General features: G+C 65.3%; 10 protein-coding genes and 1 other RNA gene. 4 read left to right on the top strand and 7 right to left on the bottom strand.

What is annotated here, in order from left to right; genetic code table 11:
• Position 1: 1 nt before the first annotated feature.
• The 5 genes from EO99_RS0112005 to EO99_RS0111985 all read right to left on the bottom strand — a co-directional run bounded on the left by EO99_RS0112005 (position 2) and on the right by EO99_RS0111985 (position 5,472).
• Positions 2 to 1,714 carry a Do family serine endopeptidase gene (locus EO99_RS0112005; protein ID WP_029618886.1) on the bottom strand — a complete coding sequence of 571 codons (1,713 nt, stop codon included), beginning with the start codon at positions 1,712 to 1,714 and terminating at the stop codon, positions 2 to 4.
• A 184-nt stretch (positions 1,715 to 1,898) separates the two neighbouring features.
• Positions 1,899 to 2,909, bottom strand: coding sequence for a protease modulator HflC (gene hflC, locus EO99_RS0112000; RefSeq protein ID WP_051679819.1), 1,011 nt, complete (start codon positions 2,907 to 2,909; stop codon positions 1,899 to 1,901).
• Positions 2,906 to 4,018, bottom strand: a complete 1,113-nt coding sequence (hflK, locus tag EO99_RS0111995; protein WP_029618884.1) for an FtsH protease activity modulator HflK — start codon at positions 4,016 to 4,018, stop codon at positions 2,906 to 2,908. The genes hflC and hflK overlap by 4 nt, the downstream gene beginning before the upstream one ends.
• 132 nt (positions 4,019 to 4,150) lie before the next feature.
• Entirely contained in the window at positions 4,151 to 4,678 is a 528-nt protein-coding gene (locus EO99_RS0111990) for a dihydrofolate reductase (RefSeq protein ID WP_029618883.1), read from the bottom strand.
• Complete coding sequence (locus EO99_RS0111985) at positions 4,678 to 5,472, bottom strand: thymidylate synthase (protein ID WP_029618882.1); 795 nt, start codon at positions 5,470 to 5,472, stop codon at positions 4,678 to 4,680. The genes EO99_RS0111990 and EO99_RS0111985 overlap by 1 nt, the downstream gene beginning before the upstream one ends.
• 168 nt (positions 5,473 to 5,640) lie before the next feature.
• On the opposite strand from EO99_RS0111985, the gene ssrA reads away from it, so the two are divergent.
• The 4 genes from ssrA (at position 5,641) to EO99_RS0111970 (ending at position 7,147) form a co-directional block, all read left to right on the top strand.
• Positions 5,641 to 6,008, top strand: a transfer-messenger RNA (tmRNA) gene (gene ssrA / locus EO99_RS26630).
• Positions 6,009 to 6,123: 115 nt separating this feature from the next.
• Entirely contained in the window at positions 6,124 to 6,627 is a 504-nt protein-coding gene (locus EO99_RS0111980; RefSeq protein WP_029618881.1) for an SspB family protein, read from the top strand.
• 16 nt (positions 6,628 to 6,643) lie between these two features.
• On the top strand, positions 6,644 to 6,835 hold the full coding sequence (locus tag EO99_RS0111975; RefSeq protein WP_029618880.1) for a DUF4169 family protein: 192 nt from the start codon (positions 6,644 to 6,646) through the stop codon (positions 6,833 to 6,835).
• Positions 6,836 to 6,904: 69 nt separating this feature from the next.
• A complete protein-coding gene (locus EO99_RS0111970; RefSeq protein WP_029618879.1) occupies positions 6,905 to 7,147 on the top strand; it encodes a ribbon-helix-helix domain-containing protein in 243 nt (80 codons plus the stop codon).
• A 7-nt stretch (positions 7,148 to 7,154) separates the two neighbouring features.
• On the opposite strand, the gene EO99_RS0111965 is transcribed toward EO99_RS0111970, so the two are convergent.
• Complete coding sequence (locus tag EO99_RS0111965) at positions 7,155 to 10,880, bottom strand: AsmA family protein (RefSeq protein ID WP_029618878.1); 3,726 nt, start codon at positions 10,878 to 10,880, stop codon at positions 7,155 to 7,157.
• A gap of 56 nt (positions 10,881 to 10,936) precedes the next feature.
• Entirely contained in the window at positions 10,937 to 12,367 is a 1,431-nt protein-coding gene (locus EO99_RS0111960; protein WP_029618877.1) for an FAD-binding oxidoreductase, read from the bottom strand.
• Positions 12,368 to 12,962: the final 595 nt, after the last annotated feature.

Here is a 12,962-nt window from a genome sequence, read left to right as displayed (position 1 = left end):
TCTACTCGACCGGGATCGCCACGAAGCGCAAGGCGCCGTCCGGGCCGGCGATCATCATGTGGGCATTGCGCCGACCTTCGGCCTTCAGCGCATCCACACGTTCGCTGACGGTCGCCGGCGCATCCACGAAGTCCTGGCCGACCTCGACGATCACGTCGCCCGCCTTCATGCCCTTCTCGGCCGCTGCCGATCCGGGTGCGACGGCGGTGACGACGACACCCTCGACGCTTTCCGCAATGCCGAAGGCCTGGCGCTGCTCTTCGTCGAGTGCAACCACCGTCATGCCGAGGATCTCGACCGGCTCGCCGGGCTCCTCGCTGCTCTGCTCGTCGGGAGCGCCACTGTCAGGCGCCGGATCGCTGTCGTCCGGGACGACAGATTCTTCGTCCGTCTGGGCCACCTCTTCGCCGCTGTCCTCCAGCCGGCCGAGCGTCACCTGGACGGTCTCTTCCTTGCCGTCGCGCAGGACCACCACGTCGACCTCCTTGCCGACCGGGCTTTCGGCAACCACCCGCGGCAGGTCGCGCATTTCGCCCACCGGCCGGCCGTCGAACGTCAGGATGACGTCGCCGGCGCGGATGGCGTCATTCTGGATCGGGCCGCCCTCGACGACACCCGACACCAGCGCCCCGCGAGCCCGGTCGAGGCCGAGGCTTTCGGCCACCTCGTCGGTGACCGGCTGGATCCGCACGCCGAGCCAGCCGCGCCGGGTCTCGCCGAACTCGATCAGCTGGTTGACGATGTTTTCCGCAAGCTCTGTCGGCACCGCAAAGCCGATGCCGATCGATCCGCCCGACGGCGAGATGATCGCCGTGTTGATGCCGATGACCTCGCCGCGCATGTTGAAAAGCGGCCCGCCGGAGTTGCCCTTGTTGATGGCAGCGTCGGTCTGGATGAAATTGTCGTAGGGGCCGGCGTTGATGTTGCGGCCGCGCGCAGAAATGATGCCGAGCGTCACCGAGCCGCCGAGGCCGAACGGATTGCCGATCGCCATCACCCAGTCGCCAATGCGCATCTGCCGCGAATCGCCGAAGCGGACCGACGTCAGGGGCGCCTTCGGTTCGACCTTCAGAACCGAAAGGTCGGTCTTCGGGTCCGTGCCGACCAGCGTCGCCTTCAGCTTGTTGCCGTTCGGGAAGACGACTTCGATGTCGTCGGCATCCTCGATGACGTGGTTGTTGGTGACCACGTAGCCGGAAGGGTCGATGACGAAGCCGGAGCCGAGCGAATTGACCTTCTGGCCGCCGCCCTCGCCGCCTTCACCACCCTCGCCGTCGAAAAAGTCGTCGAAGAACTCCTCGAAGGGAGCGCCATCCGGGACCTGCGGCGATTGCGGTCCGGCGCCGCGGTTGTCGACGCTCTGCGACGTCGAGATGTTGACGACGGCGTCCAGCAGTCCTTCCGACAGGTCTGCGATCGAGGCCGGACCGCCGGTCACGGGACCGGGCGATGGCTGGATGTTGACGGTCGGTGTCGCGGTGGGGGGCGCCGGCAGCATGGCATCCGGCTGGACGCCGTCCCCAGCCGCCGGAGGCTCGACCGTCTCGCCGGCCGGAGGGGCGCCAGGCGGCGGGGGTGCAGGTGCGATCGGAGGGGCCGGTTCTGCCGATGGCGCGGGTGGCGCCGGCGTTTGCGCCGCGGCACTCGCGGCCAGGGAAACAATGGCCAAAACCGCGACGGACCGTTTCAAGGACGATAGAACCGACTGAGCCATTTGGCCTCCCTGTAGAGCATGCCCGACCGTGGGCGGCCGCACCGTATTATTCGCGCGGACTGTCGCCGCAACATAGGGCGGAATGAAGACCGGCGAAATTACCTTTTCGTGAGAAATGTGCAGAGACTGACTGCAACGGGCACGCTTGAAAAGAAAGAGGCGGCCGAAGCCGCCTCTCTGGATCTTAGCCGCCGGTGCCCGGGGCTGCCGGCGTCGCCGGTACGGATGCTTCCGGAGTGGCCGGAGGCGGAGCGGCGGGAAGCGCCCCGGCTGGCGCCGGTGCCGCGTTCCGGGCCCGCGTGGCGGCAGCCCCTGCTTCCACGTCCGGATTGTTCAGGAACTTGAAGAACGCCGAATCGGGCGACAGGACCAGCGTCGTGCCGGTATCCACCAGCGATTCGACGTAGGCTGTCATCGACCGGTAGAAGTCGAAGAACTCGGGATCCCGCCCGAAGGCCTCGCCGAAGATCTGCGTCCGCTCGGCATCGCCCTCGCCTCGGATGATCTCCGAGTCGCGCTGCGCTGCCGAGACGATCTCGACGACCTGGCGGTCGGCGACGGCGCGGCGGGTCTGGCCGAGCTCGTTACCGCGGGCACGGATCAGTTCCGCCTCCGCAAGGCGCTCGGCCTTCATCCGCTCGAAGGTCTGCTGCGAGACCTCCTGCGTCAGATCGGTCCGGCTGATGCGCACGTCACGCACCGTGATGCCGAGCGATTCGCCGGCGTCACGAAGCTGTTCGCCGACTTCCTGCATCATCTGCGAACGCTCTTCGGAAAGAGCCGCGCTGAAATCGCGCAGACCGTAAACACGGCGCAGGGCCGCATCGAGACGGGTACGCAGCCGCGACTCGGCAGCCTCGCGGTCGCCGGAGACCGTCTGGCGGAACAGGCGGGGATTGCTGATCTCGTAGACGACGAAAGCGTCGACTTCATAGAACGCACCACCGCGGACCTGAACACGGATGTCGTTCAGATCGAAGCGAAGCGCGCGATCTTCGACATACTGCACCCGATCGGCATCCATGAATGCGAACGGCAGCTTGAAGTAGAGACCCGGCTCGCTCTTCACGTCCTGGATTTCACCGAAGCGAACGACCACCGCCTGCTCGCGCTCGTTGACGACGAAGACCGACGAATAGATCAGGAAGAGAACGACCGCGATGCCGATAAGGATAGCTGGGAGACGAGAGCTCATTGGGTGCCTCCCTGCTGCCGCTGACCGGCTGTTCTGTTGATCTCGTTGAGCGGGAGATAAGGCACGACGCCCTGTCCGCCTTCAACAATGATCTTCTCGGAATTCTTCAGGACAGCCTCCATGGTCTCCAGGAAGATGCGCTGACGCGTCACGTCCGGAGCCGTCTGGTATTCATCGTAGATCGAAATGAAGCGCTGCGCTTCACCCTGTGCCTCGTTGACGACCTGATCCTTGTAGGCTGCCGCCTCTTCGCGGATCTGGGCCGCCTGGCCTCGGGCCTGACCGAGCCGCTGGTTGGCGTACTGGTTGGCCTCTTCGACGAAGCGATCTTCGTCCTGCTCGGCGCGCTGCACCTCTTCGAACGCGTCGGCAACCTCGCGCGGCGGCGCCGCATCCTCGATCGGAACCGCGTTGATGGCAATGCCGGAGCCGTAGGTGTCCATGGTGCCCTGGATGATGGCGCGCACTTCCGTGGAGATCTCCTCGCGATTGTCGCGGAAGACGTCCTGAGCCGGACGGCGACCGACCACTTCACGCATCGCACTTTCGGCCACCTGCTGCAGGGTGCCGGCCGGATTTTCCAGGTTGAACAGGTAATCCTTCGGTTCGTTGACCGTATAGAGCACCGAGAACTGAACGTTGACGATGTTCTGGTCGCCGGAGAGCATCAGGCCCGCGGAGGACTGTGCACTGCCGGCCGCCCCGATGTTCTGCTGCTGCTCGGTGACCTTCACGATCTCCACCGTTTCGAACGGCCAGAAGTGGAAGTGCAGGCCAGGCATCGAAATTTCTTCCTTCGGCTGACCGAAGCGAAGCTCGACGCCGCGCTCGTCCGGCTGCACCGTATAGACGGACTGGATCGCCAGGAATGCGACCACCACCAGCACGATGATGACGACGGCGCCCCCGTTGAAGCCGCCGGGCACGATGCTGCGCAGCCGATCCTGGCTGCGCCGTATGATGTCTTCGAGATCGGGTGGGCCGCCATTGCCGCCGCCGCCGCCGCCACGCGGGCGGTTAGGACCGTTGCCCCAGGGGCCTTGGTTGTTTCCACCACCGCCGCCGCCGCCCCAAGGACCGCCGCCGCCATTCTGATTGCTCCAGGGCATTAAAACCTCTTTGTTTGCTCTCCCACCGCACGGAAGCAATGCCTCCCCGCCTGTATGGTCTCGTTATAGGGAGCCGGGGAGACCCTTTCAACGCCGGTTCCGGAAGTTCCGGGCGTTTGGTAACGAAATGTTTCAGTTTGTCGCGGGGCGGCGGACGTAAACGGCAAATCGCGTGGGATAACTATCCCTTTCGCCGGATGGATGCGCCGTTTCTTCCCGCTTCTCGAAGACGTCCGGGTCGATGTCCGGGAAGAAGGTGTCCCCATCGCCGATCGTGGTCTCGACATGCGTCACATACAGCACATCCGTCGCATCAAGCGCCTGCTTGTAGATCTCACCGCCACCGATGACGCAGACCTCTGTGGCCCCTGTCTCCGCAGCAATGCGCTGCGCGATCACCAGGGCCTCCTGTACCGAGGAAGCCGTTACCGCACCGTCGAGCACGAAGTCGGCACTGCGGGTGACCACGATATGCGGCCTGCCCGGCAGAGCCTTGCCGCCGAAGGATTCCAGCGTCTTTCGCCCGACGATCACGGGCTTACCGATGGTCAGGGCCTTGAAGCGCTTCAGGTCGGTGGAGAGCTTCCAGGGCATACCGCCCTCGCGGCCGATGACGCCATCGTCCGATACAGCAACGACGATCGAGACAGGAACAGTCATCATACGGCGATCCGTGCCTTGATGCTGGGCTCGGCTTCATAGCCGTCGAGCCGGAAGTCCTCGTAGGTGAAGGCGAAGAGATCCGTCACCTCCGGATTGATATGCATCCGCGGCAGCGCTTTCGGGGTGCGGGTCAGCTGCAGCCGGGCCTGCTCGAAGTGATCCGCATAGAGATGCGCGTCCCCCAGGGTGTGAACGAAGTCGCCCGGTTTCAGCCCCGTCACCTGCGCCACCATCATCGTCAGCAGGGCGTAGGAGGCGATGTTGAAGGGCACGCCGAGAAAGATGTCGGCCGAGCGCTGGTAGAGCTGGCAGGAGAGCCGGCCGTCGGCGACATAGAACTGGAACAGGCAGTGGCAGGGCGGCAGCGCCATCTCGTCCACTTCCGCGGGGTTCCAGGCCGAAACGATGTGCCGGCGCGAGTTCGGATTGCTGCGGATGCTCTCCACGACATTGGCGATCTGGTCGATCTTGCGCCCGTCCGGCGCGGGCCAGGAGCGCCACTGCGCGCCGTAGACCGGCCCGAGGTCGCCGTTCTCGTCGGCCCATTCGTCCCAGATGGTGACGCCGTTGTCCTTCAGGTAGGCAATGTTGGTGTCGCCCCGGAGGAACCACAGGAGCTCGTGGATGATCGAGCGCAGATGCAGCTTCTTGGTGGTCAGCACCGGAAACCCCTGCTCCAGGTCGTAGCGCATCTGGTAGCCGAAGACCGAGCGGGTGCCCGTCCCGGTCCGGTCACCGCGATCGGTGCCCTCCTCGAGGACATGGTGGAGAAGGTCGAGATACTGCTTCATGCTGCCGCCGCCGATTCTGGATGGTGCGATTGTAGCGGCTATGGACGGCGGCTCCAACGACGCGCTTCGTCTATCTACAGCTAACTGTCACCTGTCCGGAGCGGCTTGCCGCAGCGCGAACCGGAACATGACGCCACCATGACAATCCGCCCGCAAATTGCACGCATCCCCCTTCCCAGCGGCGTCCGGAAGCCCTATATCTGGTTTGCCGGGGCTTGCTCCGGATATGGCGATAAATGGTCGATGAAATAAACCTATTGGACCCGGGGGCGGTACCCGGCGCCTCCACCAAAAACCGGTCGGTCAGCATGACCGGCTTTTGATGGGGGCGAAATAGGATCGACAAGGGTGTAAAGATCGTACTTTTGCTCGGCATGATACCGCCGTTATCGGGTCACAAGTGTAGTTGCAAATGACAACAACGCTAAGGGTTACGCTCTCGCTGCCTAATGGCGGTGCGGGAAACCCGAACTAAGTCCTCCTGGCTAGCACCTTGAGGCGGGGTCCGAAGGCACCTGGCAACAGAAGCCTTCACCTTCTCTCTTTCGACGAATTTATGTACAGTGACACCAACGCGACCGCTTTCCCGCGCATCGCGGGCATGGCATAAGCAGTGCTTCGACACTTATTCAGAATGAGAGACAGAACCGAATGGGGCAGGATCACATCCGCTACGATATCTTGGCACAGGACGCATTGCGCGGCGTCATCCGCAAAGTATTGTCGGAGGTCGCAGCCACCGGGCGCCTGCCTGGCGACCACCATTTCTTCATCACCTTTCTGACCGGCGCGCCCGGCGTTCGTGTCTCCCAGCATCTGAAGTCCAAATATCCCGAGCAGATGACCATCGTCGTCCAGCACCAGTTCTGGGACCTGAAGATCTCCGACACGCAGTTCGAGATCGGCCTGTCGTTCTCCGACACGCCCGAGCGTCTGGTCATCCCGTTCAACGCGATTCGCGGCTTCTACGACCCGTCGGTGAACTTCGAGCTCGAGTTCGAGGTGCCGTTGGTGGACGAAGACCAGGCATCCGCGGAGATCACCGCTATTCCCGTCGACTCGGTTGCCAAGCCGGAAACCGGCGAGCAGAATTCCGGCGAGGAAAAGAAGCCGGCGTCCGTCGTGTCCCTCGATTCCTTCCGCAAGAAGCAGTAGCCCAGTCGGAGACCCCATGAGCGGCGATGTCGTCAACCTGCGGCAGTTTCGAAAGACGAAGCAGCGGGTCGAGAAGGAAAAGCAGGCGGAGCAGAACCGCCTGACCTTCGGCCGCAGCAAGGCGGAAAAGACGCTGACGAAGACGCTGAACGACAAGGCGGAGCGGACACTTGATCAGGGCCGCCGGGAAAAGCCGGATCTGGACTGACCGGGAGCCTGATCCGCGACGAGCCTGGAATGCATGCATGCGACAGGCTTAGCTCAAATGGGGGCGCCGGTGATCCGCAAACATTCCGCAACGCTGCACGGCCACCGGACCAGCTTCTCGCTCGAAGACGAATTCTGGGAAGAGCTGAAGCGCATGGCTACGGACCGGCAGATCAGCATTGCCGGCCTCATTGCCGAAGTCGATGACGCGCGCCCCCCAGACAGCAATCTCTCGTCGGCGCTCCGGGTACACGTCCTGCGAACGCTGCAGCAGGCAAGTCGCCAACATCCCACGATCGCAAGGCCGGCGTAGACCAGGCCTAAGGCTGCACGCCGGGCAGGTTCTGGATGCTCGGCGTCTGGAGCGGCGCAAGATTCTCTCGGAACACGTCTCCCGTTGGCGGCACGGACAGTGTCGGCGCCACCTGCTGCGAGCGACGAAGCTCCTCTTCGGCGGCCCGGGCGGCAGCTTGCGCCCTCTCCCGCTCCGCCTGTGCCGCAGCCTCGGCCTGCCGGCGTGCTTCCTCCGCTTCGCGCCGCGCCCGTTCCTCGGCTTCGGCCCGTTCGCGGGCCGCCTGACGCTCCTCTTCCAGGAAGCGGTAGAGCGCGACCTCGCGGCGCAGCCGCTGCTTTTCCAGCACACTCGCCTGCAGGGCTTCGACCCGACGGCGCTCCCGCTCGTAGGCCCGCAGCGACAGGAAGTTTGTGAGCGGCGCCACCGACGTCGTCACCTGCGGCTCGGCGATATCGCCGGAATAGGTGAGCTGCACGGCCGCATCGCCGCCGGCCAGCCCCTCGTCACCCGCCGCATAGGCTGCGACCAGTTCGCCGCGGAGCGTCTCCTCCAGAAGATCGACCCTCGCCTCGCCCGACAGCCTGACATCCCCGGCGGCGGCAACGATGTTCTGCGCCCTCACCTCGCCTTCGGTGATCGTGAACGGCACAACGACCGTTCCGAGCGAAAGCGCGCCGCTGCGGATCAGCCGCTCGGCAATCGGGCGCACCCGCGCCTCCGTGATATCGCCCTCCAACTGATCGACCTCCGCCAGGATGGCCGGCAAGGCCGTGGGCGAGATGCCCTGCACCGAAAGGTCGGCAAGCCGCAGTTCGCCGGAGCCGTTGAGCGCGGCCATCAGCGCGGCGGGCGACTGGGCAGTGGCCTCGGCCGAAAGCGTTGCGTTCAGCCGTCCGCTGGCGACCGGCGCACCGCCGCTTTCCCAGACAACCGAAGACAGATCGGCATCCTCTACCGTCAGGCGGCTCTGGAAGATGCCATTGCCCTCGCCGTTCGACATGGCGAGCCGGCCGGCAATCCGCCCGCCCTGCCAGGCACCCGCGGCGTCCTCGATGGTAAGGCTGCCGTTGCGATGCGTAATGACGCCGGAGAAATCGGCTATGTCGCCGAAGAGTCCCGGTCGGAACGTTTTCGCCTGCACGTTAAGCTGCGCCTGCGCCGCGCCGAAGATCGGCAGGGAGAACGGCTTGTCCGACAATCCCCCCGTCGCCGGATCGGCGAGCGCGCCATAGGCCGCCTCGCCGAGCCAGGCAAGATCGAGGGTGTCGAGCACCAGGTCCCCGGCGAGCGAGAAATCCGGGGCGGTGCGGTCGACGACCAGTTCGCTGCTGGCAACCGAGTTGCCGCCAATCCGTCCCGCGACGTCCGCAAAAGCCATGCTCTGCGGCGACACCGTGACCTCGGCGCCGAGTTCGACGGGCAAGCCGGTGCCGAACTGCGGCACACCGATGCCCGACATCAGCAGATAGGGTTCGATGTCGCGGCTGCGAAGACTGATCCTACCGCGGCCGGAGCCGAAATCTTCGGACGCGAGGCTGAGCGATCCATTCGTCTCGAACTGCGTGGCATCGGTCTCGAACGCGAGGCTGCCGGTGGCCGGCTGATCGCCTTCCCGGTTGAGCGCCAGCGACAGCCGGCCCGGACCATCGTCGCCCAGCGGCAGAGGATCGAGGCCGGCCTGACCGAGCAGGATGAGGCTCTGCTCGTTCGTCAGCAGGGCGTTGAGCGAAAAATCGGCGCCGGCCGTCAGGTCGAACAGTGTGGGCAAGGCGATATCCGCCTCGACCGTGCTGCCGTTCACCGTTCCGGTCACCCGTGCGGACGCGCCGCTGATCTCGCCGCCGACGGAGACATTCGCCGAGAGGTCCGTTCCCGCAAACCAGCCGGCGCTCGCCGCCATCCGGTCGAGCATCGGGTGCGACGGCAGCCGGTTGCGCAACATCGCCAGGAAGGCAGACGGATCCTCGGCTTTGAGCGTGGCGGACCCGCTGCCGGTATAGGAGAAGAACGAGCCGGTCAGATTGCCTTGCGCCGCGATCGCTGCTCCGGCCAGATCGCCGATTGCCAGACGCTCGAGCGAAAGCTGTCCCTCGGAAAGCGTGAAGACCGTATCCACCCGGTCGGCGGCGACGCCGAAGGCGGTGAACCGTTCGGCCTTCAGGCTGGCGGCGACGGTATGGTCGAGGACATCCTCACCCGCATCATCGCCGGTGATCAGCGAGGCAAGCGCCCGTATGGCATCGAGGTCGATCTCGTCGCCGGCAAGGTCGAGGGTCAGCGAAGGCACCGCCTCCGGAGGTGCATGCCGCTCGACGCTGCCGCGCAGCGTCGCAGGGCCGATGGCAAGCTCCAGGTCGTCGAAGCGCTGCAGTTGCGGCGTGAGGTTCACGCGCGCCGAAAAGCCCGCCGTCTTCAACTGCCGGATGGCCGGATCGACGGTGCCCGACAGCCAGTCGGCAAGTCCCGAGGGCTGGTTCGAGGCGAGCAGCATGTCGCCGACGAAGCCAATCCGGTTCTCCAGCGTCAGGGCGCCCTTGGCTTCTACCTGGGTGCGGCCCGGAAGGGTCGCCGCAAAATTCTCGACGGTCCAGCCGCTGCCGGCCGGCCGCACGTCGATGCGGATGTCGCGGACGGTCGTATCATTGGCCACGACGGCGGGAAGCCTGAGGCTGGCCCGCCCCGGCACCTGCGGAATGGGGATCTGCGCGGCGATGTCGATGACCGCCTGGATGCGCCGCTGGGCGGAAGCGGCCGCATCACGGCCGGTCTTGGCGCGCTCGCCCGTTCCCAGACGATTGACGTCGATCTGCTGGCCGTCGGCCGTCAGCAGGAATTCCGGCGCCTGCCCGGTATCGAGCGTCGCCTCGCCCGTCACCACATAGGGATCATTCAGCGCTCCGACCTCAAGCCGGTATTCCGGGATCCTTATCCGCTCGTTGGTGAGTTCGAAGCCACCCTTCAGGCGCGGGCCGGGTGGCGGCGCATTGACCGGCTCGTCCTCGCTTTCCTCCTGCAGCACATCCAGAGCGAAGGTGCCGTTGTAACCGGGGCGGTCTTCCGAAAGAGCAAGGTCCCCGTCGAGCGTCAGGGCGATCGGCGCCGAATCCGGCAAGAGCCGCAACCGCAGCGGGACCTTCTGCTCGATCCGGTCGGCCTCCCCGGTGGAGAGGCTGAAGGCAGCCTCCTCGCCGTCGAGCGAGGCAAAGCCGTCGCCGCGCCAGGGACCCGCCAGCGAGCCTGCGGACAGATCCGCAGAAAGGCCAGTCAGCCGCCGCGTCTGGCCGCTCTGCTCATCGATCAGGTCGATGGAGCCCCCGGTGATGTGGACGTCTTCGATCACCACGGTGCGCAGCGGAATATCGGCGCTGCTGCCGCGCATCCAGTCGAGCGTCCCATCTGGAAGAACACGCACGCGCGCCTTCGGATCCTCGATGCGCATGTCGAAGATGCGCGCCTCGCCCGACAGGAAGGGTGCCAGTTCCATGTCCATGGAGAAACGGGCTGCCGACACCTGCGGCTGACCGTCCTGATCCTGGCCGACCCGGACGTCGCTCAGCGTCACCGATGGGAACGGCAGGATGCGGGCCTCGACCTCGCCGTGGACCGTCACCTTCTTGCCGAGGATGCGGCTCGCCCGCTGCTCGAACTCGACCCGGAAGTCGGTCCAGTCGATGAAGAACGGCGCCAGCAGGGCGGCGAACAAAGCCACCACCAGAACACCGCCAAACGTCAACAGGATGCGTCCAAGCACCGTACGAGTCTCCTTCGCCTTAGGAAAAGACTAGTCCCACCCGATGCATAGGCAAGTCAAGCATTGGGGAGCGACATCGTCATCGGGAAGATCTTTCCGGGGTTGAAGATATTCTCCGGATCGAGCCCTTTCTTGATCGATCGCATCAGATCGACCGCGCCGCCAAGCTCCTGCTCCAGGAAGCTCATCTTGCCCTGGCCGATGCCGTGTTCGCCCGTACAAGTCCCGCCCATGGCAAGCGCCCGGGTGTTGAGCCGCGCCACGAAGGCCTCGGCGCGCGCCACATCCGCCGGGTCCTTGTCGTCGAACAGGATCAGTACATGGAAGTTTCCGTCGCCCGCATGGCCGACGATCGGCGCCAGATAGCCGTGCTCCCGGATGTCCGCCTGGGTCTCGACGACGCAGTCCGCCAGCCGCGAGATCGGCACGCAGACGTCCGTCGACAGGCCGTTCAGATGCGGCGCCAGCGCCCGCGACGCCCAATAGGCGTCGTGGCGGGCCTTCCACAGGCGGCTGCGCTCCTCGGCATTGGCGGTGAAGCTGAAGCTGTCGCCGCCGCATTCCGTGGCGATCTCGGTAAACTGCTCGGCCTGCAGCGCCACCGTCTGCTCCGTGCCGTGGAATTCGACGAAGAGCGTCGGCTTCTCCGCATAGGAGAGCCCGGAATAGGCGTTGCAGGCGCGCATCTGCATCTCGTCGAGCAGTTCGATGCGGGCGACCGGAATGCCCATCTGGACCGTCAGAATCACGGCGTCGCAGGCCGCCTTCACCGACGGAAAGGCGCAGACGCCGCCGCCGATCTTTTCCGGAATGCCCTGCAGCCGCAGCGTCACCGAGGTGATGACGCCGAGCGTTCCTTCCGATCCGACGAAGAGCCGGGTGAGGTCGTAGCCGGCGGAGGATTTTCGCGCCCGCTGGGCGGTGCGGATCTCTTCGCCGTTCGCCGTCACCACGGTCAGCGCAAGGACATTGTCCTTCATCGTGCCGTAGCGCACCGCATTCGTGCCGGAAGCCCGCGTCGCCGCCATGCCACCGATCGAGGCATTGGCGCCGGGGTCGATCGGGAAGAACAGGCCGGTGTCGCGCAGCTCCGTGTTCAGCTGCTCGCGGGTGACGCCGGGCTCCACCACCACGTCGAGGTCTTCGGCGTTGATCTGGAGCACGCGGTTCATGCGGGAGAAATCGATCGAGATGCCGCCGCTCGGCGCGTTCACCTGGCCTTCGAGCGAGGAGCCCGTGCCGAAGGCAATCACCGGCACCTTGTGCGCCGCGCAGGCCGCGACCACCGCCTTCACGTCCTCGGCGGTTTCGACGAAGACGACGCCGTCGGGAAGCTGCGACGGCAGATAGGTCGTGGTATGGGCGTGCTGCTCGCGAAACGCCTGCCCCGTCTGGAAGCGCTCGCCGAACTGCTGCTTCAGGAGACCGAGGACCATCTCGATCCCCTGCTCGTTGCGTTGTCCCGACCGAACGTCCTTCAATGCCATGATCACTCTCTCCCGCAGTACTGTCGACAGAGTGGGTAAGCGCCAGCCGGGCGTTTGTCCAGAACGGTGAACCGGTCAGGCGAGGCTGCGACAAGATGCGGCCGGTGTGGGATGCGGCCTTCGGCGCCGAGGCTACCCCTCATCCGCCCTGAGCCGAAGCAAAGGCCGGAGAAGTGGCCCGGCAGGGCGGATGAGAGCAAGCCGCAAGCTCAGAAACAGCACAGAATCCTCCCTTGGCGATCGGTGGAATTTTCAAAATTCGGACGGGGCGCTGAAAGCTGCCTCGTAAGTTTAGTTTTATGTGGCACCTCTCAGCACCCCGTTCGGCGGTTGTTGCCCGCGACTTCGGTCCCTCTGCAAGGGTCTTCGAGGCGGTGTTCGTCTGGCCTTCCGAAGCACGGGCGGACCGATTTACCGCCAACACTTACGGCGCCTTCGCCGAACGCTCGTCGAGACGACAGACACACCGTCCGGCGACACCATCCTCGTCGACCCCCCTGTGTGCCGCACAGGCACGCCCGGCGCGCTCTTTCGGGCTTCAAGAGACGGGGGCCGGTCCGAAAGCCCGCGCCTCTCCCCGTGTCGCCGGAGGGAG

It is taken from the genome of Pseudorhizobium marinum (genome assembly GCF_000705355.1).
Taxonomy (GTDB): Bacteria; Pseudomonadota; Alphaproteobacteria; order Rhizobiales; family Rhizobiaceae; genus Neorhizobium; species Neorhizobium pelagicum.
The sequence above is the reverse complement of the archived record's forward strand: the minus strand, read 5'-3'. Positions and strand labels throughout refer to the sequence as shown.